This window comes from Streptomyces sp. NPDC057939 (assembly GCF_042887545.1).
In the GTDB taxonomy this organism is placed as follows: domain Bacteria; phylum Actinomycetota; class Actinomycetes; order Streptomycetales; family Streptomycetaceae; genus Streptomyces.
Genome location: NZ_JBHVPG010000035.1, coordinates 42,112 through 65,118 on the forward strand (window position 1 = coordinate 42,112; position 23,007 = coordinate 65,118).

Below are 23,007 nucleotides of genomic sequence, written 5' to 3' on the forward strand. Positions count from 1 at the left end.
TGCGGCCACAATGGGGTGCATGACCGACAGTCCAGCCCCCCTCGCCGACCCGCACCTCCTCTTCGACGCCTCGGCCGGCCGCCGGGACATCGTCGTCCTCGGGTCGACCGGGTCCATCGGCACCCAGGCCATCGATCTCGCCCTGCGCCACCCGGACCGCTTCCGGGTCACGGCCCTGTCCGCCGCCGGCGGGCGCGTCGGGCTGCTCGCCGAGCAGGCGCGGCTGCTGCGCGTGGGGACGGTGGCCGTCGCCCGAGAGGACGTCGTACCGGCCCTGAAGGAGGCGCTCGGCGCCCAGTACGGCCCGTCCGAGCCGCTGCCCGAGATCCTGGCCGGGCCCGACGCGGCCGCCGAGCTCGCCGCCTCGCCGTGCCACACCGTCCTCAACGGCATCACCGGATCCATCGGCCTGGCGCCCACCCTCGCCGCGCTGCGGGCGGGCCGGACCCTGGCCCTGGCCAACAAGGAGTCGCTGATCGTCGGCGGCCCGCTGGTCAAGGCGCTCGCCGCGCCCGGGCAGATCATCCCCGTCGACTCCGAGCACGCCGCGCTCTTCCAGGCGCTGGCCGCCGGAACCCGCGCCGACGTCCGCAAGCTCGTGGTCACCGCCTCCGGCGGCCCCTTCCGCGGCCGCACCCGCGCGGACCTGGCCGGGGTCACCGTCCAGGACGCGCTCGCGCACCCGACGTGGGCCATGGGCCCGGTGATCACCGTCAACTCGGCGACCCTGGTCAACAAGGGGCTGGAGGTCATCGAGGCGCACCTGCTCTACGACATCCCCTTCGAGCGCATCGAGGTCGTCGTCCACCCGCAGTCCTACGTCCACTCCATGGTCGAGTTCACGGACGGCTCCACCCTCGCCCAGGCCACCCCGCCGGACATGCGCGGCCCCATCGCGATCGGCATCGGCTGGCCCGAACGGATCCCGGACGCGGCGCCCGCGTTCGACTGGACCAAGGCGTCGACGTGGGAGTTCTTCCCCCTGGACACCGAGGCCTTCCCGGCGGTCGACCTGGCCCGCCGCGTCGGCACCCTGGGCGGGACGGCCCCCGCGGTGTTCAATGCGGCGAACGAGGAGTGCGTGGAAGCGTTCCTGGCCGGTCGGCTGCCGTTCACAGCAATCATGGATACGGTCTCTGCCGTGGTCGATGAACACGGCGTGCCGCGAGCGGGAACCTCGCTGACCGTCGAGGACGTCCTGGAAGCGGAGACCTGGGCCAGGGCCCGGGCACGGGAGATGGCGGCTCGCGCCGCCGTGGAGGCGAGCGCATGACGATACTGCTGACCTTGATCGGTGTGGTCGTCTTCGTGGTCGGCCTGCTCTTCTCGATCGCCTGGCACGAGCTCGGCCACCTCTCCACGGCCAAGCTCTTCGGCATCCGCGTGCCCCAGTACATGGTCGGCTTCGGTCGGACCATCTGGTCGCGCAAGAAGGGCGACACCGAGTACGGGATCAAGGCCATCCCGATGGGCGGATACATCCGCATGATCGGGATGTTCCCGCCCGGCGAGGACGGCAAGGTCACCGCCCGCTCCACCTCGCCGTTCCGCTCGATGATCGAGGACGCGCGCTCGGCGGCGTACGAGGAGCTCCAGCCCGGCGACGAGACGCGGCTCTTCTACACGCGCAAGCCGTGGAAGCGCGTGATCGTGATGTTCGCGGGCCCGTTCATGAACCTGGTGCTCGCCCTCGCGATCTTCTTCGGCGTCTGGATGACCTTCGGGATCAACCGCACCACCACCCAGATCGCCACCGTCTCGCCCTGCGTGATCCAGCAGAGCGAGAACCGGGAGGTCTGCAAGGACAGCGACCCGGTCGCCCCGGCCAAGCAGGCCGGCCTCGCGGCCGGTGACCGCATCGTCGCCTTCGACGGCCGCAAGGTCGCCGACTGGTCGGCCCTGCAGCAGCGGATCCGCGACACCGTCGGCCCCGCCACGGTCACCGTCGAGCGCGACGGGCGCGAGCTGACCCTGCCGGTGAACCTGATCGAGAACAAGGTCGCCAAGACCGACGGGCACGGCGGCTACGTCAAGGGCGAGTACGTCACCGCCGGCTGGCTCGGCTTCAGCCCCCGGACCGAGGTGGCCGCCCTCGGCTTCGGCGAGTCCGTGGAACACATGGGCGGGATCGTCGAGGGCAGCGTGCAGGGCCTGATCCAGCTCCCCGCCAAGATCCCGGCGCTGTGGGACGCGGCCTTCGGCGGCGCCGAACGCGAGCAGGACTCCCCGATGGGCATCGTCGGCGCGGCCCGCATCAGCGGCGAGATCGCCACCCTTGACATCCCCGGCGAGCAGCGGATGTCGATCATGCTGAACGTCCTGGGCATGTTCAACCTCTCGCTCTTCCTGTTCAACATGCTGCCCCTGCTGCCCCTGGACGGCGGGCACATCGCCGGCGCCCTGTGGGAGTCCCTGCGGCGCAACGTGGCAAGGCTCCTGCGGCGCGCCGACCCCGGGCCGTTCGACGTGGCTCGGCTGATGCCCGCCGCCTACGTGGTCGCCGGACTCTTCGTCTGCTTCACGCTGCTGGTCCTCGTCGCGGACGTGGTGAACCCCATCAAGATCACCTAGCCGCCGTTTCCCTACAGCAGGCAGGACGGAGCCGGGCACGCATCGTGCCCGGCTCCCTACGTTCGGGTGGCACACCCCCTCGGATGCAAGGGGCGCGTGCTGATTGGCGTAATCTCGAAGACTGGAGCCCGCCGATCTCGGGACCTCGATCCACACCTTGGGGTTGCACAGCAGATGACTGCCATCTCACTCGGAATGCCGGCCGTGCCGACGAAGCTTGCCGACCGCAGAGTCAGCCGCAAGATCCAGGTCGGTTCCGTGGCCGTCGGTGGCGACGCACCCATCTCGGTGCAGTCGATGACCACCACCCGCACGTCCGACATCGGCGCCACGCTCCAGCAGATCGCCGAGCTGACCGCCTCCGGCTGCAACATCGTCCGCGTCGCCTGCCCGACGCAGGACGACGCCGACGCACTCGCCGTCATCGCGAAGAAGTCGCAGATCCCGGTCATCGCGGACATCCACTTCCAGCCCAAGTACGTGTTCGCCGCGATCGACGCCGGCTGCGCCGCCGTCCGCGTGAACCCGGGCAACATCAAGCAGTTCGACGACAAGGTCAAGGAGATCGCGCGGGCCGCCAAGGACACCGGCACCCCGATCCGCATCGGCGTGAACGCCGGCTCCCTCGACGCCCGACTGCTCAAGAAGTACGGCAAGGCCACCCCCGAGGCGCTGGTCGAATCCGCGCTGTGGGAGGCCTCCCTCTTCGAGGAGCACGGCTTCGGCGACATCAAGATCTCGGTCAAGCACAACGACCCGGTCGTCATGGTCAACGCCTACCGCCAGCTCGCCGCCGCCTGCGACTACCCGCTGCACCTGGGCGTCACCGAGGCCGGCCCCGCCTTCCAGGGCACCATCAAGTCCGCCGTCGCCTTCGGCGCGCTGCTCTCCGAGGGCATCGGCGACACCATCCGCGTCTCCCTCTCCGCCCCGCCGGTCGAGGAGGTCAAGGTCGGCAACCAGATCCTGGAATCGCTGAACCTCAAGCCCCGCCGGCTGGAGATCGTCTCCTGCCCCTCCTGCGGCCGCGCCCAGGTCGACGTCTACAAGCTGGCCGAGGAGGTCACGGCGGGCCTGGAGGGCATGGAGGTCCCGCTGCGCGTGGCCGTCATGGGCTGCGTCGTCAACGGCCCCGGCGAGGCCCGCGAGGCCGACCTCGGTGTCGCCTCCGGCAACGGCAAGGGCCAGATCTTCGTCAAGGGCGAGGTCATCAAGACCGTCCCCGAGTCGAAGATCGTCGAGACCCTCATCGAAGAGGCGATGAAGATCGCCGAGCAGATGGAGAAGGACGGCATCCCCTCCGGCGAGCCGACCGTGGCCATCGGCGTGTAGTTCCCACGACCGCGGCCCCGGCCCCGTTCCCCCAGCTCGGGGCCGGGGCCGGGGCTCTTTCGTGACCCCGGGAGGCGGCATCCCGAGGCCTCGCCGGGTACAGTGCGGAGATCAGCGGACTTGCATGGTGAGGCCCCAGTGTTGACGCAGACCACGACCCGGGTCCTTGAGCCCAGTGATCTCGACGCCGCCCTCGAAGTCCTCGGGCGCGCGCCGGTCGAGAACGCCTTCGTCGCCTCCCGGGTCCAGGTCGCGGGCCTCGACCCCTGGCGCCTGGGCGGCGAGATGTGGGGCTGGTACACCGACGGCGAGCTACGCTCCCTCTGCTACGCGGGCGCCAACCTGGTCCCCGTCTGCGCCGAACCCGACGCCGTGCGCGCCTTCGCCGAACGCGCCCGCCGCACCGGCCGCCGTTGCTCCTCCATCGTCGGCCCCGCCGAGGCCACCCGGCTGCTGTGGCAGCTCCTCGAACCCAGCTGGGGCCCCGCCCGCGACGTACGCTCCCGCCAGCCGCTCATGGTCATGGAACAGCCCTCCACCACGGTCACCGCCGACCCCCGCGTCCGCCGGGTCCGCCGGGACGAGATGGACCTGATCATGCCCGCCTGCGTCGCCATGTTCACCGAGGAGGTCGGCATCTCCCCGATGGCGGGCGACGGCGGACTCCTCTACCAGGCCCGCGTCGCCGAGCTCGTCGGCACCGGCCGCTCCTTCGCCCGCATCGACGACGGCAAGGTCGTCTTCAAGGCCGAGATCGGCGCCGCCACCGCCCGCGCCTGCCAGATCCAGGGCGTGTGGGTCGACCCCGCCCACCGGGGCCGCGGCCACTCCGAGGCCGGCATGGCCGCCGTCGTCGCCCACGCCCTGCGCGACGTGGCGCCCGTCGTCAGCCTCTACGTCAACGACTTCAACACCGCCGCGCGCGCCGCCTACCGGCGGGTCGGCTTCCGCGAGACCGGCGAGTTCATGAGCGTCCTGTTCTGAACCGGCCGCCCGCGCCCCCGCCGCGGCCGTTTTCGCCGCCCGGGCCGTACCGCACCGCCCCTACCCCGAAGTAAGGTCGCCGCATGCTGCCTACCCCCGGGGGCGACGACCCCGCACGGCCCGCCGGACTCCGCATCGGCCCCCTCGACCTCGCCGAGCGCGTGGACGAAGCCCTGCGCGTGCAGGCCGTGGCCTTCGGGCTCAGCGAGGAGGAGGTCGGCATCCGGCGCTACATCGTCCAGCGCCACATGACCAGCCGCGGCGCCCGCGCGCTCGGCGCCTTCACCGACGACGGAGCCCTCGCCGCCTTCGTCTACGGCATGCCCAACGACCGCGGCCACTGGTGGTCCACGATCGTCGAGCCGTACCTGCGGGCCTGCGGCGCCGACGGCTGGCTCGACGAATCCTTCGTCATCACCGAACTGCACGTCCACCCCGGATTCCAGGGCCGCGGCGTCGGCCGCGCCCTCATCACCCGGATCACCGACAGCGCCGACGAACCCCGCTCGATCCTCTCCGCCATCGACACCGACAGCCCGGCCCGCGGCCTCTACGCCGCCCTCGGCTACCAGGACCTCGCCCGCCGCGTCCAGTTCCCGAGCGCGAGCCTCCCGTACGCCGTCATGGGAGCCCCCCTGCCGCTGCTCCGGCCCGGCCACCGGACCTGAAACGGGTTGTCGGGGCCCCCGCCGCCCCCGGTAGCCTCCGGACATGTCTACGCAACACGTGCAGCGCATGTCCCGCCTCATGGCCAAGACCCTCCGCGAGGACCCGGCCGACGCCGAGACCCTCAGCCACCGCCTCCTGGTCCGGGCCGGCTACGTACGGCGAAGCTCCGCCGGCGTGTGGACCTGGCTGCCGCTCGGCAAGCGGGTCCTGGACAACGTCACGCGCGTCGTCCGCGAGGAGATGGACGCCATCGGCGCCCAGGAGGTGCTGCTCCCCGCGCTGCTGCCGAAGGAACCGTACGAGGTCAGCGGTCGCTGGACGGAGTACGGCGACCTGCTGTTCCGGCTCAAGGACCGCAAGGGCGCCGACTACCTGCTCGGCCCCACCCACGAGGAGATCTTCACCCTCGTCGTCAAGGACCAGTGCACCTCCTACAAGGATCTGCCGGTCATGCTCTACCAGATCCAGACGAAGTACCGCGACGAGGCCCGCCCCCGCTCCGGCGTGCTGCGCGGACGCGAGTTCCAGATGAAGGACTCGTACTCCTTCGACGTCTCCGACGAGGGCCTCGCCGAGTCCTACCGGCTCCACCGCGAGGCGTACGTACGGATCTTCCAGCGGCTCGGGCTCGACCACCGCATCGTGTCGGCCGTGTCCGGGGCCATGGGCGGTTCGGCGTCCGAGGAGTTCCTCGCGCCCGCCGGGGCCGGCGAGGACACCTTCGTGGACTGCCCCTCCTGCGACTACGCGGCCAACACCGAGGCCGTCACCTTCGCCCTCGCCCCGGTCACGGGCGAACACGGGCCCGTCGAGGAGCTGGACACCCCCGACACCCCGACCATCGAGTCCCTGGCGGCCTTCCTCGACGTCCCCGCCTCGGCGACCCTGAAGAACCTCCTCGTGAAGGTCGACGGCGAGATCGTGGCCGTCGGCGTCCCCGGCGACCGCGAGGTCGACCTCGGCAAGCTCGGCGAACACCTGGCCCCCGCGGTCGTGGAACTCGTGACCGCCGAGGACTTCGCCGACCGTCCCGACCTGGTACGCGGCTACGTGGGCCCGCAGGGCCTGGAGAAGGTCCGCTACCTCGCCGACCCCCGCGTGGCGCCCGGCACTTCCTGGGTGACCGGCGCCAACAGGGCGGGCACCCACGCCCGCAACGTGGTCTGCGGCCGCGACTTCGAGGTGGACCGGTACCTCGACGTGGTCGTCGTCGAGCCGGGCGACCCCTGCCCCGCCTGCGGGGCCGGGCTGCGGCTCGACCGGGCGATCGAGATCGGTCACATCTTCCAGCTGGGCCGCAAGTACGCGGACGCCTTCGGCCTCGACGTCCTCGGCCGCGAGGGCAAGCCGGTCCGGGTCACCATGGGCTCCTACGGCATCGGGGTCTCCCGCGCCGTCGCCGCGCTCGCGGAGCAGACCGCCGACGACCGCGGACTGTGCTGGCCCGCCGAAGTGGCCCCGGCCGACGTGCACGTCGTCGCCGCGGGCAAGGCCGTCCCGCTCGCCCTCGCGGAACGGGCGGCCGACGCGCTCGCCGCAGCCGGCCGACGGGTCCTGCTCGACGACCGCCCCGGCCTGTCACCCGGCGTGAAGCTCACCGACGCCGAACTGATCGGCGTTCCCCACATCCTGGTGGCGGGCCGCCGCTCGGCCGACGGCGTCGTCGAACTCCAGGACCGGGCCACCGGCACGCGGGAGGAACTCCCCCTGGAGGAGGCGCTGGCCCGCCTCACGAACGCCTAGGCAGTCCCTCCGGCGTCCTCCGCGCCGCTCTCCGCCCCGGCCTCCACCTCCGGTGGGGCCGGCGGCGGGGGCGGGGGCGGCGGGGCGCCCGGCGCCGCGCGTTCCAGGAAGCGCAGCAACTCCACCGGGAACGGCAGCACCAGCGTCGAGTTCTTCTCCGCGGCGACCGCGACCACCGTCTGCAGCAGGCGCAGCTGGAGCGCCGCCGGCTGCTCCGACATCACCGCCGCCGCCTCCGCCAGCTTCTTCGACGCCTGCAGCTCCGCGTCCGCGTTGATCACCCGGGCGCGACGCTCGCGGTCCGCCTCCGCCTGGCGCGCCATCGACCGCTTCATCGTCTCCGGCAGCGACACGTCCTTGATCTCCACCCGGTCGATCTGCACGCCCCACCCGACCGCCGGACTGTCGATCATCAACTCCAGCCCCTGGTTCAGCTGCTCGCGGTTCGACAACAGGTCGTCCAGATCCGATTTGCCGATGATCGACCGCAAGGACGTCTGCGCCATCTGGGACACCGCGAACCGGTAGTCCTCCACCTCGACGATCGCGTCGGCCGCGTCGACGACCTTGAAGTAGACGACCGCGTCGACCCGCACCGTGACGTTGTCCCGGGTGATGCCCTCCTGGGCCGGCACCGGCATCGTCACGATCTGCATGTTCACCTTGCGGAGCCGGTCCACCCACGGCACCACGAGCGTGAATCCGGGGCCGCGGACACCCTCGCGCAGCCGGCCGAAACGGAACACGACGCCCCGCTCGTACTGCTTCACCACCCGGGCGGCGGCCGCCGCGTACGCGACCACCCCGACACCCGCGGCGATCGCCGCTGTCAGCAGTTCTTCGACCATGACGGCCCCCTGCCGGACATACCTTCCTACCTACGGTATGCCCTACAACCAGGCCGCGAACTCCAGCAACAGCTCCGCGTCCCGACGCCGTCCGGCGGCCAGCGCGCGGTTGCCCGACTCCACCGCGCGGAACACCGTCCAGCCCCGCAGCCGCTCGCGGTCCACCTCCAGCGAGTCCGCCAGCTTGTTCACCCGCCGCCGGGCCCCGGCAGCCCCCGTGGAGGACGCGACCTGGTCCTCCAGGCGGTCCCGGACCAGTCGGGCCAGGTCGTACGCCCGCTCGCCGACCAGCGGATCGGGACCCACCGTCAGCCACGGCGCCCGCTCCCCGGCCAGCACCTTGCCCTGCCGGAAGTTGCCGTGCAGCAGGAGCTCCTCGCCCGGCACCGCCGTCAGCTCGCCCCGCAGTGCCACGGCCGTGTCCGCGAGCGCCCGGAGCTCCGGCGGAGCCGTGCGCAGGGCCTCGCACTGGGCGGCCGTCCGCTCGGCCACCGTCTCGAACCCGTGCTCCCGCGGCGGCTCCACCCACAGCCGCCGCAGCGTGCCGCAGGCCTCCAGCAGCGCCTTCGCCTCGGGCAGCGAACGCAGCGACACCTCGGGGTGGAGCCGCTCCAGGAGCAGCCCGCCGTCGTCCTCGTGGTGGCGCGAGTCGAGGACCCGTACGGCCCCGAAGCCGCCCCAGTGCGCCAGCGCGGCGAGCTCCCGGTCCGGCCGGGCGGCCGGCGGGGCCATCTTCAGAGCCGCCGGCGTGCCGTCGGAGTAGTGGACGAGGAGCACCAGACTGCTGCGGCCGCCGGGGGCCTGGACCCGCTGGGCGGACACGTCCCGCCGGGCGAGTGCCTCCTCGGCGAGCCGGGGCAACTGCCCCAGCCAGTCCGTGTCCTGCGCCGTCCCGGGCATCTCGCCGAGCGCCCGTACAAGCCGCTGCGGCGGTTCGAAAGCCATGCGTGCGTGGTCCCTTTCAGCTGTGCCGGGCCCCGTCGCGCCTCCTCAGCGCTTTTCCGTGAGCCCAGGGAAGGCTACGCCGACACCGCGCCAGCGTGCCGCGCGGACGGCCGCGGCGCTCAGCGCGTCGGCCGCCTCGCGGCGCAGCGGACCGTCCGCCGCCCGGACCAGATCCGAGTACGCGCCCGCCACCCGGTCCTCGATCTCGGCGGCCAGCCGCTCGGCGTCCGCCGGCCCGCGCAGCTCGAAGGGCAGGGCGTACGCCGCCTCCGAGGGACGGGGCGAGCCGCCCAGTTCCCGCACCGTCCGGGTCAGGGAATCCCGGCGGGCGAGGTGGCCGCCGTAGGCCTCGCGCGCCTCGGCCGCCCGGGCCGTCGAGGCACGGGCGCCGATCACCCCGTAGGCGTACGCCGCCGAGTGCTCGGCGGCCAGCGCGGCCTGCGCGGCCTCCAGGGGGCGGCCGGCGGGGGAGGGTTCGGGCTTCACGAAGCGGCTCCCGGGGTCGGGGTGGAGGTCAGCAGGTAGGTGTGGACGGCACCGCACGCGGCCACCGAGGCCAGCAGTCGGGCCAGTTCCCCGGGCGCGCCGGCCAGCGACACGGTGCGGGCCTCGGACAGGTCCCGTTCGGCGTCCGCCAGCGCGGTCAGGGCGTCCGCCTCCTTGGGCGGGACCGGGTCGGGGCGCGCCGACGGCGACCCCGAGGGCGTCCCGGAGGCACCGGCGGACAGCGGCTTGCCCGTGGCCGAAGGCGTGGGGGCGGTCGGGCCCGGCAGGGCCAGGGCCGCGACGTGCGCGGCGACGGCCGTCCGCAGCGGCGCGAGGCGTGCGGCGAGCGCCGGATGGGCGGCGGTGGTGGCGTCGTAACGTTCCAGCAGCCGCTCGCTGTCACGAACGGCGGCCTCCCGCATGCGCCGTTCGAGCGGTGCGCCGGTGTCGGCGTCCGACGGGTCGCCCCCGCCGGAGCACCCGGGGAGCAGTACGGCCCCGGCCGCGCCGGCGGCTCCGACGAGCAGGCGCCTACGCGAGAGCCTCAAGGGCAGGGTCCAGGGCACGGGCGTCGTCCTCGGGGTGAAGGCGGGACAGGGTGTGATCACGGTACCCGGGGGTGCCGTCCGCAGCGCGGACGGCAACACCCCCCGCGACCGGATACCCTTTGACCTGACACGCGACGGAAAACCACAACAGCACACGCGGCCGAGGAGTCACCCGGATGAGCACCACCCAGAGCGACAGGCTGCGCGGACTGCTGGAGCCGCTCGTCGCCGCCAAGGGCCTGGACCTCGAGGAGATCGAGCTGTCCAAGGCGGGCAAGCGCCGGATGCTGCGGGTCATCGTGGATTCCGATGAGGGTGTGGAACTCGACGCCTGTGCCGAGCTGAGTCGTGAGGTGTCCGACGCGCTCGACGCCTCCGACGCGATGGGCGAGGACGAGTACGTCCTCGAAGTCAGCTCCCCGGGCGCGGACCGCCCGCTCACCGAGCACCGTCACTACGTTCGGGCGACCGGCCGTCTCGTCAAGTTTCAGCTGGCCTCCGATGGTGAAAAGGGTGCCGGTGAACTGATCGCCCGCATCCTCGACGTCGATGACGAGGGCATGGACCTGGAAGTTCCGGGTGTGAAGGGCCGCAAGGCGACCACCCGCCGCATCGCGTTCGCCGACATCGCCAAGGCGCGTGTCGAAATCGAGTTCAACCGCAAGGACAAGAAGGAAGAGGAGGCGTAGCCGTGGACATCGACATGAGTGCCCTGCGGGGTCTGGTCCGCGAGAAGGAGATCTCCTTCGACCTGCTCGTCGAGGCGATCGAGTCGGCCCTCCTCATCGCGTACCACCGCACCGAGGGCAGCTTCCGCCGCGCCCGTGTGGTGCTCGACCGCACCAACGGTCACGTGGTGGTGTGGGCGACGGAGGATCCGAGGGACCTCGAAGAGGGCCAGGAGCCCAAGGAGTTCGACGACACGCCGTCGGACTTCGGGCGCATCGCCGCGACGACCGCCAAGCAGGTGATCCTCCAGCGTCTGCGCGACGCCGAGGACGACCTGACCTTCGGCGAGTTCGCCGGCCGCGAGGGCGACGTCATCACCGGCGTCGTCCAGCAGGGCAAGGACCCCAAGAACGTCCTCGTCGACATCGGCAAGCTGGAGGCCATCCTGCCGGTGCAGGAGCAGGTGCCCGGCGAGGAGTACACGCACGGCCTGCGCCTGAAGGCGTACGTCGTACGGGTGGCGAAGGGTGTCCGCGGTCCGTCCGTGACCCTGTCGCGCACCCACCCGAACCTGGTGAAGAAGCTCTTCTCGCTGGAGGTCCCGGAGATCGCCGACGGCAGCGTCGAGATCTCCGCGATCGCCCGTGAGGCCGGTCACCGCACCAAGATCGCCGTTCGGTCGACCCGCTCCGGCCTGAATCCGAAGGGCGCCTGCATCGGCCCGATGGGCAGCCGTGTGCGCAACGTCATGGCCGAGCTGCACGGCGAGAAGATCGACATCGTCGACTGGTCGGACGACCCGGCGGAGATGGTCGCGAACGCCCTGTCACCCGCCCGGGTGAGCGCGGTCGACGTCGTGGACTGGGACACGCGCTCCGCGCGGGTCACCGTGCCCGACTACCAGCTGTCGCTGGCCATCGGCAAGGAGGGCCAGAACGCCCGCCTCGCCGCCCGCCTCACCGGCTGGCGCATCGACATCCGCCCGGACACCGAGCCGGCCGCCGACGGGGACGACCGCGACCGCGGTTCGGACCGCGGCGCCGACCGTGACGGCGGCCGCGACCACGGGCGCGGCCGGGAATAAACCGGTACCGGTCGGGGGTTCTCGGCCGGTAGACAGGGACTCCGAAACATCGGAGTCCCTTGAGGATCACCACGACGTCCGTTCGATTTTTCACCTGAAGGGGTGAGGTCGCTACGGGGAGGTAGACTTAGGCGTGTCTGGCCGGACGCAAGCCCGCGCATGCCCCGAACGAACCTGTGTGGGGTGTCGGGAGCGAGCGGCCAAGAGCGATCTGCTGCGCATCGTGGCGATCGGTGACCAATGCGTCGCCGATCCACGCGGTACGCTGCCCGGCCGGGGTGCCTACGTGCACCCCGCCGTGGTCTGCCTCGACCAGGCGGTCCGCCGCCGGGCGTTCCCCCGGGCCCTCCGGTCCGCCGGAGCGCTCGACACGGCGGAACTGCGCACAGCTTTGGCCGTACCGGCCGAGGCGACACCGTAAGAGCAAGAAGAACGGCACGGGTAACCCGTGCGGTCAGGTACCTCGCGAGTTGGAAGTAGGTCGAGATTGCGATGAGCACTCGATGAGTACGCGATGAGTACGCCCATGAAGTAGCGACGGTCCGGCGTAACCCGGACCTAAAAGGAGCGAAGTGGCTAAGGTCCGGGTATACGAACTCGCAAAGGAGTTCGGAGTTGAGAGCAAGGTCGTCATGGCCAAGCTCCAGGAACTCGGTGAGTTCGTCCGTTCGGCGTCCTCGACGATCGAGGCGCCGGTTGTACGCAAGTTGACCGACGCACTGCAGGGGCCCGGCGGCAACGCCGGCAAGTCCGCTGCGAAGCCGGGTGCGCCCCGCAGCGCCGCACCCGCCAAGCCGGGGGCTCCGTCCCCGGCGCGTCCCGCTGCCCCCAAGCCCGGTGCACCGGCCCCCAAGCCGGTCGTCGCCGAGGCTCCGGCCGCCCCCGCGGCGCCCGCCCCGGTGACTCCGGCCGCCTCCGGCCCGCGTCCCGGTCCCAAGGCTCCGGCCGCCCCGAAGCCCGCTCCGGCGGCGCCCGTGGCGACCGAGTTCTCCGCGCCCCCGGCGGCTCCGGCCGCTCCGGCGCGCACCGAGCGTCCCGCCGCCGCCCCCGGCCCCCGTCCGGCGCAGCAGCGTCCGGCCCAGGGTCAGGGTGGCCAGGGTGGCGCCCGTCCCGGCGCCCCGCGTCCGGCCGGCAACGCCCCCGGTGGTCAGGGACAGCGTCCCGCCGCCGGCGGTGCCCAGTCCCCGCGCCCCCAGGGCGCCCGTCCGGCCGGTCCCCGTCCGGGCAACAACCCGTTCACCTCCGGTGGCTCGACCGGCATGGCGCGCCCGCAGGCGCCCCGTCCGGCCGGCGCTCCCCGTCCCGGTGCCCCCGGCGCCGGTGGCGGCCAGGGTGCTCCCCGTCCGCAGGGCGGCCCCGGTGGCGCTCCGCGTCCGCAGGGTGGTCCCGGTGGCGCCCGTCCGACCCCGGGCGGCATGCCGCGTCCGCAGGGCGGCGCCCCGCGTCCCGGTGGTGCTCCCGGTGGTAACCGTCCCAACCCGGGCATGATGCCGCAGCGTCCCGCTGCCGGTGGTCCCGGTCCCCGTCCCGGTGGCGGCCCCGGTGGCCGTGGTCCCGGTGCGGGCGGTGCCCGTCCCGGTGGCGCCGGTCGTCCCGCGGGCGGCGGCTTCGCCGGTCGTCCGGCCGGTCCGGGCTCGCGTCCCGGCGGCGGTGGCGGCTTCGGCGGTCCCCGTCCCGGCGGTGGCTTCGGTGGCGGTCCTGCCGGCGCCGGTGGCGGCGGTCGTCCCGGCTTCGGCGGGCGTCCCGGTGGTCCCGGTGCCCGTGGTGGCACGCAGGGTGCCTTCGGCCGTCCCGGCGGTCCGGCCCGTCGTGGTCGCAAGTCCAAGCGTCAGAGGCGCCAGGAGTACGAGGCCATGCAGGCCCCGTCCGTCGGCGGCGTCATGCTGCCGCGCGGTGGCGGCGAGACCGTGCGCCTGTCGCGCGGTGCCTCCCTCACCGACTTCGCGGAGAAGATCAACGCCAACCCGGCGTCGCTCGTCGCCGTGATGATGAACCTCGGCGAGATGGTCACCGCCACGCAGTCCGTCTCCGACGAGACGCTCGAAATGCTGGCCGGCGAGATGAACTACGTCGTCCAGATCGTCAGCCCGGAGGAAGAGGACCGCGAGCTCCTCGAGGGCTTCGACATCGAGTTCGGCGAGGACGAGGGCGGCGAGGAATACCTCATGCCGCGTCCGCCGGTCGTGACCGTCATGGGTCACGTCGACCACGGTAAGACCCGACTGCTCGACGCCATCCGCAAGACGAACGTCGTCGCGGGCGAGGCCGGCGGCATCACGCAGGGCATCGGCGCCTACCAGGTGGGCACCGAGGTCAACGGTGAAGACCGCAAGATCACCTTCATCGACACCCCCGGTCACGAGGCGTTCACCGCCATGCGTGCCCGTGGTGCCAAGTCGACCGACATCGCGATCCTCGTGGTCGCGGCCAACGACGGCGTCATGCCGCAGACGATCGAGGCGCTCAACCACGCCAAGGCCGCCGGCGTCCCGATCGTCGTCGCGGTCAACAAGATCGACGTCGAGGGTGCCGACCCGGTCAAGGTGCGCGGTCAGCTCACCGAGTTCGGTCTGGTCGCCGAGGAGTACGGCGGCGACACGATGTTCGTCGACATCTCCGCCAAGCAGGGTCTGCACATCGACTCCCTGCTGGAGGCCGTCGTCCTCACCGCCGACGCCTCGCTCGACCTGCGCGCCAACCCGGAGCAGGACGCTCAGGGTATTGCGATCGAGTCCCACCTCGACCGTGGTCGCGGTGCCGTCGCCACCGTCCTCGTCCAGCGCGGTACCCTCCGCGTCGGCGACACGATGGTCGTGGGCGACGCCTACGGCCGCGTCCGCGCCATGCTCGACGACAAGGGCAACAACATCGAGGAAGCGGGTCCGTCGACCCCCGTCCTGGTCCTGGGTCTCACCAACGTCCCCGGCGCCGGCGACAACTTCCTCGTCGTCGACGAGGACCGCACCGCCCGTCAGATCGCCGAGAAGCGTGCTGCGCGTGAGCGCAACGCCAACTTCGCCAAGCGCGTCCGCCGGGTGTCCCTGGAAGACCTCGACTCGGTCCTCAAGGCCGGTCTCGTCCAGGAACTCAACCTCATCATCAAGGGTGACTCCTCCGGTGCCGTCGAGGCTCTCGAGTCCTCGCTGCTCCAGCTCGACGTCGGCGAAGAGGTCGACATCCGCGTCCTGCACCGCGGTGTGGGTGCGGTCACCGAGTCGGACATCTCGCTGGCGATGGGCTCCGACGCCATCGTCATCGGTTACAACGTCCGTGCGGTCGGTCGTGCCGCGCAGATGGCGGACCGCGAGGGTGTCGACGTCCGCTACTACTCGGTGATCTACCAGGCCATCGAGGAGATCGAGGCGGCCCTCAAGGGTCTGCTCAAGCCGGAGTACGAAGAGGTCGAGCTCGGTACGGCGGAGGTCCGCGAGGTCTTCCGTTCGTCCAAGCTGGGCAACATCGCGGGTGTCCTCATCCGCTCCGGCGAGGTCAAGCGCAACACCAAGGCGCGGCTCCTGCGCGATGGCAAGGTCATCGCCGAGAGCCTCACCATCTCCGGTCTGCGCCGCTTCAAGGACGACGTCACCGAGATCCGCGAAGGCTTCGAGGGCGGTATCAACCTCGGTTCCTACAACGACATCAAGATCGACGACGTCATCGCGACGTACGAGATGCGCGAGAAGCCCCGCGCGTAAGCGCGAGGCACATCGCACAGGCTCGTAGTTCGTAGCTCGTGACACCGGGGCCGGTCGGCGGAATATCCGTCGATCGGCCCCGGCCGTTGCGTGTACGGTTCTGATGACCCAGCCGAACGTCCGGTGATCCTGCCGCACACGGCCGGGTGAACCCGCCGGACGACGACTCGGCGGGTACCTGTCGGACGACGGCCCGGCAGGCCATCGAACCCGAACCGGCGGGACATCCGGAACTGCATGTACGTGGGGACTCTGTCCTTCGATCTGCTCCTCGGCGACGTTCACTCGCTGAAGGAGAAACGCTCCGTCGTCCGGCCCATCGTCGCCGAGCTCCAACGCAAGTTCTCGGTGAGCGCGGCCGAGGTGGGCGACCAGGACCTGCACCGCAGGGCCCGTATCGGGGTGGCCCTGGTGAGTGGCGACGTGAGTTTCGTGTCGGACGTACTGGACCGCTGCGAGAGGCTGGTCGCGGCGCGTCCTGAAGTGGAGCTGCTGTCGGTACGACGGCGCCTCCACGGTGATGAAGACTGATTGCTTGTCTGCAAGAAAAAAGAAGGAGACGGACCAGTGGCCGACAATGCGCGGGCGAAGAAGCTGGCGGACCTCATCCGGGAGGTGGTGGCCGAGAAGCTGCAGCGCGGCGTCAAGGACCCCCGCCTCGGTACGCACGTGACCATCACGGACACCAGGGTCACCGGCGACCTGCGGGAGGCCACGGTCTTCTACACGGTCTACGGTGACGACGAGGACCGGGCCAGCGCGGCTGCCGGTCTGGAGAGCGCCAAGGGCGTACTGCGTTCCGCGGTCGGTCGGGCGGCGGGAACCAAGTTCACGCCCACCCTGACCTTCGTCGCGGACGCCCTGCCGGAGAACGCGAAGACCATCGAGGACCTCCTCGAGAAGGCGCGCACCTCCGACGCCCAGGTGCGCGAGGTGTCCTCCGGCGCCAAGTACGCCGGCGACGCCGACCCGTACAAGAAGCCGGGCGACGAGGACGACGAGGACGCAGCCGCGGAATGAGCACCGAAGCAGGGAAGACTCCGGACGGCCTTGTCATCGTCGACAAGCCGTCCGGCTTCACTTCGCACGACGTGGTCGCCAAGATGCGCGGGATCGCCAGGACCCGACGCGTCGGCCACGCCGGCACCCTCGACCCGATGGCGACGGGTGTCCTCGTCCTCGGCGTCGAGAAGGCGACCAAGCTCCTCGGTCACCTCGCGCTGACGGAGAAGGAGTACCTCGGGACGATCCGTCTCGGGCAGTACACCCTCACGGACGACGCCGAGGGCGAGATCACCTCGTCGACGGACGCCTCCGGGGTCACCCGCGAGGCCGTGGACGCGGGCATCGCCAAGCTGAGCGGCGAGATCATGCAGGTCCCGTCGAAGGTCAGCGCGATCAAGATCAAGGGCGTGCGTTCCTACAAGCGCGCCCGTGACGGCGAGGACTTCGAGATCCCGGCCCGCCCGGTGACCATCTCGTCGTTCCAGGTGTACGACATGCGGGAGGCGGAGGCCGAGGACGGCACGAAGGTCGTCGACCTGGTCGTCTCCGTCGTCTGCTCCAGCGGTACGTACATCCGCGCGCTCGCCCGTGACCTCGGTGCGGACCTGGGCGTGGGCGGACACCTGACGGCGCTGCGGCGCACGCGGGTGGGCCCGTACAAGCTCGACAAGGCCCGCACCCTGGACCAGCTCCAGGAGGAGCTGACCGTCATGCCGATCGGCGAGGCCGCGGCCGCCGCCTTCCCGCGCTGGGACCTGGACTCCCGCCGGGCCTCGCTCCTCGGCAACGGGGTGCGGATCGAGATGCCGGACGAGTACCGGGACGGCCGCACGGTCGCCGTGTACGGGCCGCAGGGTCAACTGCTCGGGCTCGTGGAGAGCAAGGGCGGCAAGGCGAAGTCGCTGGCGGTCTTCGTCTGAGGGCTGAGCCCCGGAGCGCGAGGGTTGCGTGTTGACGTGGAGCGGTGAGCGCACAAGGTCTGCTGCTCACCGCTCCACGACCCCCCTCGGCTAAGTCTCTATCCACACCGAGCCCCTTGTTCACCCGTCCGAGCAGGCGCTCGGAGTGAATGGAGGGAGCGTACGGGGGCGCGTTCGCCTCGCGTTCTTTTCGTGCTGATCTTCACTTGCCTACCGTCATGAGCACGGAGCTCGCGGCGGGGGAGTGGTGCGGCGATGACGGACGAGGTCACGGCTGGTGCGGCGGCGGAGTTCGGCGCGGCCGAGGACGGCACCGCAGACGGAGTCGCGGACGGCGTCGGCGACGGTGACCGGGGCGGGTGCGCGGCGCCGGGCGCGGTCGGGGAGACGGTGCTCGGGGGGCGACCGGGGGCCGAGGGGCTCGTCAGGATCCGTGACGCGGCCGGCCGGCCGCGCGGGACCGGGTTCCTGGCCGACGACCGTGGCACGGTGATCACCAGCCACGACGCCGTCGACGGACCGGGACCGGTCGTGTTGCACGCGCCGGGAGGGCGGACCTGGCTCGCCGAGCCGGCCGACGTGACGCCGCTGCCCGAGGTGGCGCTGGCCCTGGTGCGGACCGACGGCCTGGGGCTGCGGCCGCTTCCGGTCGCGGTGCGGGAGGGGCTTCCCGTCGGGACGTACGTACGGCTCCTCGCCGGGGGCTGGCGACAGGCGCGGGTGCTCGGGCCGGGTGCGGGGGTCAGGTACAGCGCGGCGGAGCGTTCCCACGTGCTGCCCGTCACGGTCGAGCTGGCCATCGGTACCGCCGGGCGGGACGCCCTCGGTCCGGGCGGAGGGGCCGGCGGGGGGCCGGTCCTGGACGCCGCGACGGGGGCGGTGCTCGCCGTACTGGGCACCGCTCTGGAAGCGGAGCACCGCTCAGGGATCCTCGCCCTGCCCCTGCGGAAAGCCGCAGCGGCCGCCCCGGGCGGGCCCCTCGCGCGCCTCCTGGACCGCAACTCCGCGACCGTGCCCGGGTACGGAGCCGACCTGAACCTCGCGGGCGCCCTGGAGCTGACCGCGGCCACCGCCCGTGCGGCATGCCCGGTGGGCGGGCCCGGGGCGGAGCCGGAACCCGAACCGGTGGTCCGGCCGGCCCTCGCCGCCGACCTCGCGGCCTTCACCGCCGGGGACCGGTTCGTCCTCGGCCTGGTCGGAAACCCCGGCACCGGCCGCACCACGGCCCTCGCCGGCCTGACCGCCGAACGCTCCGCCGACCCCCGCCCCGCCCCCACCCTGTGGCTGCGGGGTGCGGACCTGCGGGATGACGACGCCTCCTTGGCCGACGCGGTCTCCCGGGCCTTGGCGTCGGCCGCGGACGTGGTGGCGGGGGAGGGGGCGGGGGCCGAGTCGGGTGGCGGGTCGGGCTCCGGGCTCGGTGCGGGTGCGGGGATCCGGGTCGGGTGGGATCCCGGAACGGCGTCGGATCCAGGGGTCGGTGGGGGCGCGGGGGCGGGGAACTCCGGAGGCGGATCGGGCGAGGTTTCGGGGGAGGGAACCGGTCTCGGGGCTGGGTGCGATGTCGCGGCCGGTGACGGCGGCGGACGTGTCGGATCCGGAGCGTGGGCGGCGGCAGGGGGAGGGCCGGCCCAAGGGCCCGGAGCGTTCGCCGCGGGCTGGGTCGGCGAGGGAAGGGCGGGTGCGGGTTCGGGAGGGGTGGGGCCGGACATCGGGCCGGTGCAGGCGGGCGCCGGCGTCTGCGGGGCGATCGATTCCGTCAGAGCCGGCAGCAGTTCTCGCCCGCTGATCGGGGTGGGGCGGGCGGACGGCCTGGACGGGCCCGTCGACTTCGGCGCATCCGGAACCTTCCGGTGGTCGGGAAGCTCTGGCGGGCAGGCGGGCTTCGGGCCGTCGGTTCCGCACGGCCCATCGGGAGGGCCCGGCGGGGTGGGTGTCCCCGGTGGGAGGGTGGGTCCGAGTCGATGGGGCGACCCCGACTGGTCCGAGACCGTCGCCCGGTTGAGCGGATCCGGCGGATCGGGCTGCTTCGGCCCGGCGGGCGGGTCGCAGGTCGGGGCCACCGTGGAGGGTATTGCCGAGCGGCTGTGCCGGGTCGCGGGGGCGGCCGGGCGGCCGCTGCTGGTGGTGCTGGACGCGCCCGAGGAGATGCCGCCGCACCTCTCGCGCCGCCTCGGGGCGTGGACCGGAGCCACCGTCGCGTGGCTGCGTTCCACCGGAGCCCGGCTCGCCGTGGCCACGCGGCCCGAGTACTGGGAGCGGGCCGGAGCCCTGTACCCGCCCGAGGTGCTGCACACCCCGGCCCGCCCCGCCCGGCGGCTGCCGGCCTCGCTTCCCGTCGGAGACCTGGACCCGGATGGTGCGGAGACCGCCCGTGCCCGGTACGGGATCCCCGCCGACGGCATTCAGGAGGCCGATGCGCGGCATCCTCTCACCCTGCGCCTGCTCTCCGGGATCCGTGCAGCCGGGGTCACCGCCGGATGCCCGGGCCGGGACGAGGTGTTCGCCGCGCACCTGGACCTGGTGGCCCTTCGCGTGGCGGTCCGGATCGCCACCTCGGGCGCGTTCCCGTCGTCCTCGGGCCCGCAGGGCCCCCGGCCCGCGCCCCGGGGCCGCCGCATCGGGTCGGTCGACCCCGCCGGGGACGGTTCTGCCCCGCGACAGTCCGTCACCCCGGCCGGGGACCCCGGCGGTTCGGGCACCTTCGTTCCCGCAGCGGGCAGCCCCTGCATGCAGCGATCGGGCTTCCGCGTCGCTGCCGGCGAAGGTTCGGGGGACGGCCGTACCGGCGTCCGGCACGACTCGGTGGCCGGGGACCCCGGTGTGACCGGTTCGGCCTTCCGCGCTTCGAAGGCGGGTGGCCGAGGGGCAGGCGGCTGGGGCGCCCTGGACCAGGGCGGTCGCGGCTTGAACGGCTGCTGGACCGGCGTTCACGAACCGGCAGCCATGAGTACGGGTACGGCCGGTCAGGGCAGCCACGGCTCGGACGGTCCGGGGAGCCACCGCATCGGCGTGCGCGACCTCGGGGTGCAGGGCCTCGGCGTGAGCAGCGGAGGACTTCGGGGCCCGGGCCCGCACGGCGCGGCCGGGAGCGGGCCGCGGGAGGCGGGTCCCGACGTGCCGGGGCAGGTCGTGGACGGCCCCGACGGGCAGGGTCCGGGTGCGTACGACGCTGCAGGCCACGAGGGGCTGAGCGGCAACCGCTCCGGTGTGCACGGACCGGGCGGGTGCGACCCCGGGGCGGGGAGCGCGGGCCCGAGCGACTCGGGCGTCCCGGACTCCGACCGGCAGGGGCCGGAGCGCCGTGGTCCGGAGCGCCGTGGTCCGGAGTGCCGGGGCTCCGGCGTCTGCGGGCCGTCCCACCCGGGCGCCGATGCACGCGACCCCGCCCGGCCCGGCGTCGACGGGCACGAGTACGGATACGGGCACGGGTACGGCTCCGTTCGGACCGGTGCTGATGGGTTCGACTTCGGTTTCCCGGGTGCCGACGGGTACGGCGTCGCCTACCCGGGCGTTCACCGGAGCGGCTCCTCCCGAGTCGGTGTCCCCGAAGCCGAAGCCGAAGCCCCCGCCGCCTGCGGCAGCAGTGGTCTCGGTGGGGTGTACGGGCCCGGGGCGCGGCGGCTCGCGGCGCGGGTGGCCGGGCGGGTGCACGAGGCGGCCCGGCGGTGCCTGGCACAGGGACGGCTGGACCGTGCCGACTTCGAGGAACTGTTCCCGCGGCGCACCGGCTGGGCCTCCGCCGTCCTCGCCGAGGGGCTGTTCGCGCCGGCCGGGCCCGGCGGCTACCGCTTCGCGCACGAGGAACTGTCCGACTGGATCCAGGCCGGCCACCTCGACGTGCCGACCGCACTCGACGCCCTGGTTCACTCGGGCCCCGCCGAGCCCGGCCCGCCGGTGCCCCGGCACCGCGTCGGGCCCGTCCTGGAGGCGCTGCGCCGGCTGCCCCCGCCCGAGATCGGAGCCCGGCTGACCCGGCTGGTCGGCGCCCTCAACACGTTCGCGGAGCAGACCCCGGCCGTTCACCCCGACCGGGTCTGGTGGGCCGGCCGCCTGCTGCGCGAGTCCCTGCTGAGGGCCGCCGACGCCACCCCGCACCTGCCCGTCCTGCACGCCCTCGCCGAGCACGTGGCGCGGGCCGGCCCCGAGGAGTTCGGCGGCTGGTTCTGGAACCGGCTCCGGCTGTCCGAGGCCGACCGGCTCGACCTGCTCCGCCGCCTGCTGCCCGCCGACCACCGCTACCTCGACGCCGCCGCCCGCCGCCTCGTGCGGTCCCCGCGGCTCGTCCAGCCCCTGCTCTGCGGCTGGTTCACCGACGAACGCCGGCTGCGCGACCGCCCGGGAGCGACGGTCGCCAACGCGGCCCAGGCCCTCCTGCACACCCACCGGGGCCCCGCCGTGGACGAACTCACCGAGGCCCTGGTGAGTGCGGCGCACCACCGCGCCGACGAGCTCCTCGCGGCCCTCGCCGAGGACGAGCCCTCCGCCCTGTGCCGGGCCGTGGAGCGTTGGGCGCACGACGAGCGGCCCGGACGCCGGGTCGCCGCCGCCGCGTACGGGCTCGCCACCGCACCCCACGTCCGTACCCCGGCCGACCGGGAGCTGCTGCGTCACGCCGCCCTGGCGCTGCTCGCCCGGCCGACCGACGGCGCCCTGCACGGCAGCGCCCTCGGGATCCTGCTCCGCGACCCCCAGGCCCGGGCCCGCTACCTCCCCGACGCCCTCGCCTGCTTCCGCGACCCCGGGCGCGGCTCCCGGCTGCCCGCGTCCGCGCTGGTCGCGGCGCTGCCGGTGCTCCCCGACCCGGACACGGTGTTCGCCGCGCTGCGCGCCCGCGCCGACGGGGAGGTGCTCCGCGCCCTGGCCGCACTGACCACGCCGGGGTTGGCCCGCCGCGCGGGTGACCTCGTACGGGAGCACCTTGCGTGCCACCCCGAGGACGCCCCGCACGCCGCCGCCTTCGTGGACCGGCGGCTGGACCAGGGGCCGGCCGCGGTGTCCGTGGTGCGCCCCCTCGTACTGGAGCTGCTGCGGACCGGGCCGGCGCCCGTACGGGCCGAGCTGGCCCGGGTGCTGGGCGCCCCCGGCGCGGCACCCCCGTACGGGCTGCGCGGCGAGCTGGCCGACGCGCTGCTGCGCGAGGAGGGCGACCCCGCGGTGCTGGGCGTCTTCCTCGACGCCCTCGCCGCCGGGACGCGCGCCCGCCCCGAGGAGCGGACCCGTGAGCTGCTCCGGCGGGCCGGTCGGCAGCTGTTGCGGATCCCGGGCGGTCCCACCGAGTTCGAGCACCGCACGGTCGAGCTGGTCCGGACCGACCCGGCCTTCGGCGCGCTCGTCGCACGGTGGCTCGCACAGGCGGGGGCGGAGGCCGCCGCGCTGCTCGGGCCGGGTGCGCGGCGCACGGTGGAGACGCTCAGCAGGACCGTCCCGGACATCACGTGAGGCGGCAGCGGGCCGACGCCGACGCCGATGCGGGGCCCCGGCCACCGGCATGGCAGTCTTAGACCT

18 protein-coding genes are annotated in these 23,007 nt (G+C 73.1%); 14 read left to right on the forward strand and 4 right to left on the reverse strand.

What is annotated here, in order from left to right:
• Nucleotides 1-19: 19 nt before the first annotated feature.
• The 6 genes from dxr (at nucleotide 20) to ACFVS6_RS29780 (ending at nucleotide 7,299) form a co-directional block, all read left to right on the forward strand.
• Complete coding sequence (gene dxr / locus ACFVS6_RS29755; protein WP_389708635.1) at nucleotides 20-1,273, forward strand: 1-deoxy-D-xylulose-5-phosphate reductoisomerase; 1,254 nt, start codon at nucleotides 20-22, stop codon at nucleotides 1,271-1,273.
• Entirely contained in the window at nucleotides 1,270-2,571 is a 1,302-nt protein-coding gene (locus tag ACFVS6_RS29760; protein ID WP_389708637.1) for a M50 family metallopeptidase, read from the forward strand. The genes dxr and ACFVS6_RS29760 overlap by 4 nt, the downstream gene beginning before the upstream one ends.
• A 174-nt stretch (nucleotides 2,572-2,745) precedes the next feature.
• Nucleotides 2,746-3,903, forward strand: coding sequence for a flavodoxin-dependent (E)-4-hydroxy-3-methylbut-2-enyl-diphosphate synthase (gene ispG / locus ACFVS6_RS29765; RefSeq protein WP_385572591.1), 1,158 nt, complete (start codon nucleotides 2,746-2,748; stop codon nucleotides 3,901-3,903).
• Nucleotides 3,904-4,041: 138 nt separating this feature from the next.
• Nucleotides 4,042-4,887 (forward strand): GNAT family N-acetyltransferase, encoded by an 846-nt coding sequence (locus ACFVS6_RS29770; RefSeq protein ID WP_389708639.1) that lies wholly within the window; start codon nucleotides 4,042-4,044, stop codon nucleotides 4,885-4,887.
• Nucleotides 4,888-4,970: 83 nt separating this feature from the next.
• Nucleotides 4,971-5,555 carry a GNAT family N-acetyltransferase gene (locus ACFVS6_RS29775; protein WP_389708641.1) on the forward strand — a complete coding sequence of 195 codons (585 nt, stop codon included), beginning with the start codon at nucleotides 4,971-4,973 and terminating at the stop codon, nucleotides 5,553-5,555.
• 43 nt (nucleotides 5,556-5,598) lie between these two features.
• Nucleotides 5,599-7,299, forward strand: coding sequence for a proline--tRNA ligase (locus ACFVS6_RS29780; RefSeq protein ID WP_389708643.1), 1,701 nt, complete (start codon nucleotides 5,599-5,601; stop codon nucleotides 7,297-7,299).
• Here ACFVS6_RS29780 and ACFVS6_RS29785 read toward each other — a convergent pair.
• The 4 genes from ACFVS6_RS29785 to ACFVS6_RS29800 are packed head-to-tail and all read right to left on the reverse strand — an operon-like array spanning nucleotide 7,296 to nucleotide 10,144.
• Nucleotides 7,296-8,147 (reverse strand): slipin family protein, encoded by an 852-nt coding sequence (locus tag ACFVS6_RS29785; protein ID WP_389708644.1) that lies wholly within the window; start codon nucleotides 8,145-8,147, stop codon nucleotides 7,296-7,298. The two genes, ACFVS6_RS29780 and ACFVS6_RS29785, sit on opposite strands and share 4 nt — an antisense overlap.
• A gap of 42 nt (nucleotides 8,148-8,189) precedes the next feature.
• Nucleotides 8,190-9,092: an aminoglycoside phosphotransferase family protein gene (locus ACFVS6_RS29790; RefSeq protein WP_389708646.1), complete on the reverse strand. Its 903-nt coding sequence runs from the start codon at nucleotides 9,090-9,092 to the stop codon at nucleotides 8,190-8,192.
• A 45-nt stretch (nucleotides 9,093-9,137) separates the two neighbouring features.
• On the reverse strand, nucleotides 9,138-9,578 hold the full coding sequence (locus ACFVS6_RS29795) for a ferritin-like domain-containing protein (protein ID WP_389708647.1): 441 nt from the start codon (nucleotides 9,576-9,578) through the stop codon (nucleotides 9,138-9,140).
• On the reverse strand, nucleotides 9,575-10,144 hold the full coding sequence (locus ACFVS6_RS29800; RefSeq protein ID WP_389708649.1) for a hypothetical protein: 570 nt from the start codon (nucleotides 10,142-10,144) through the stop codon (nucleotides 9,575-9,577). Before ACFVS6_RS29800 ends, ACFVS6_RS29795 begins: the two co-directional genes overlap by 4 nt.
• A 158-nt stretch (nucleotides 10,145-10,302) precedes the next feature.
• On the opposite strand from ACFVS6_RS29800, the gene rimP reads away from it, so the two are divergent.
• From rimP to ACFVS6_RS29840, 8 genes are all read left to right on the forward strand, one after another.
• Nucleotides 10,303-10,815: a ribosome maturation factor RimP gene (rimP, locus tag ACFVS6_RS29805; RefSeq protein ID WP_389708651.1), complete on the forward strand. Its 513-nt coding sequence runs from the start codon at nucleotides 10,303-10,305 to the stop codon at nucleotides 10,813-10,815.
• A gap of 2 nt (nucleotides 10,816-10,817) precedes the next feature.
• The gene (gene nusA / locus ACFVS6_RS29810; RefSeq protein WP_389708652.1) at nucleotides 10,818-11,879 is read left to right on the forward strand and encodes a transcription termination factor NusA; all 1,062 of its coding nucleotides are present in this window, start codon (nucleotides 10,818-10,820) and stop codon (nucleotides 11,877-11,879) included.
• Nucleotides 11,880-12,012: 133 nt separating this feature from the next.
• Nucleotides 12,013-12,300 carry a YlxR family protein gene (locus ACFVS6_RS29815; RefSeq protein ID WP_281209765.1) on the forward strand — a complete coding sequence of 96 codons (288 nt, stop codon included), beginning with the start codon at nucleotides 12,013-12,015 and terminating at the stop codon, nucleotides 12,298-12,300.
• 151 nt (nucleotides 12,301-12,451) lie between these two features.
• Nucleotides 12,452-15,574: a translation initiation factor IF-2 gene (gene infB / locus ACFVS6_RS29820; protein WP_389708654.1), complete on the forward strand. Its 3,123-nt coding sequence runs from the start codon at nucleotides 12,452-12,454 to the stop codon at nucleotides 15,572-15,574.
• A gap of 237 nt (nucleotides 15,575-15,811) precedes the next feature.
• Nucleotides 15,812-16,105 carry a DUF503 domain-containing protein gene (locus ACFVS6_RS29825; protein WP_389708656.1) on the forward strand — a complete coding sequence of 98 codons (294 nt, stop codon included), beginning with the start codon at nucleotides 15,812-15,814 and terminating at the stop codon, nucleotides 16,103-16,105.
• Between the two features lie 36 nt (nucleotides 16,106-16,141).
• Nucleotides 16,142-16,594, forward strand: a complete 453-nt coding sequence (rbfA, locus tag ACFVS6_RS29830; protein ID WP_281211222.1) for a 30S ribosome-binding factor RbfA — start codon at nucleotides 16,142-16,144, stop codon at nucleotides 16,592-16,594.
• Complete coding sequence (truB, locus tag ACFVS6_RS29835) at nucleotides 16,591-17,499, forward strand: tRNA pseudouridine(55) synthase TruB (protein ID WP_385572597.1); 909 nt, start codon at nucleotides 16,591-16,593, stop codon at nucleotides 17,497-17,499. The genes rbfA and truB overlap by 4 nt, the downstream gene beginning before the upstream one ends.
• A 255-nt stretch (nucleotides 17,500-17,754) precedes the next feature.
• Nucleotides 17,755-22,941, forward strand: a complete 5,187-nt coding sequence (locus ACFVS6_RS29840; protein WP_389708658.1) for a hypothetical protein — start codon at nucleotides 17,755-17,757, stop codon at nucleotides 22,939-22,941.
• Nucleotides 22,942-23,007 lie beyond the last annotated feature (66 nt).

Bases quoted from the DNA above. Each gene is read 5' to 3' on its own strand.
- dxr (WP_389708635.1), top strand. From the start codon at position 20: ATGACCGACAGTCCAGCCCCCCTCGCCGACCCGCACCTCCTCTTCGAC.
- ACFVS6_RS29760 (WP_389708637.1), top strand. From the start codon at position 1,270: ATGACGATACTGCTGACCTTGATCGGTGTGGTCGTCTTCGTGGTCGGC.
- ispG (WP_385572591.1), top strand. From the start codon at position 2,746: ATGACTGCCATCTCACTCGGAATGCCGGCCGTGCCGACGAAGCTTGCC.
- ACFVS6_RS29775 (WP_389708641.1), top strand. From the start codon at position 4,971: ATGCTGCCTACCCCCGGGGGCGACGACCCCGCACGGCCCGCCGGACTC.
- ACFVS6_RS29780 (WP_389708643.1), top strand. From the start codon at position 5,599: ATGTCTACGCAACACGTGCAGCGCATGTCCCGCCTCATGGCCAAGACC.
- ACFVS6_RS29785 (WP_389708644.1), bottom strand. From the start codon at position 8,147: ATGGTCGAAGAACTGCTGACAGCGGCGATCGCCGCGGGTGTCGGGGTG.
- ACFVS6_RS29790 (WP_389708646.1), bottom strand. From the start codon at position 9,092: ATGGCTTTCGAACCGCCGCAGCGGCTTGTACGGGCGCTCGGCGAGATG.
- rimP (WP_389708651.1), top strand. From the start codon at position 10,303: ATGAGCACCACCCAGAGCGACAGGCTGCGCGGACTGCTGGAGCCGCTC.
- ACFVS6_RS29825 (WP_389708656.1), top strand. From the start codon at position 15,812: ATGTACGTGGGGACTCTGTCCTTCGATCTGCTCCTCGGCGACGTTCAC.
- truB (WP_385572597.1), top strand. From the start codon at position 16,591: ATGAGCACCGAAGCAGGGAAGACTCCGGACGGCCTTGTCATCGTCGAC.
- ACFVS6_RS29840 (WP_389708658.1), top strand. From the start codon at position 17,755: ATGACGGACGAGGTCACGGCTGGTGCGGCGGCGGAGTTCGGCGCGGCC.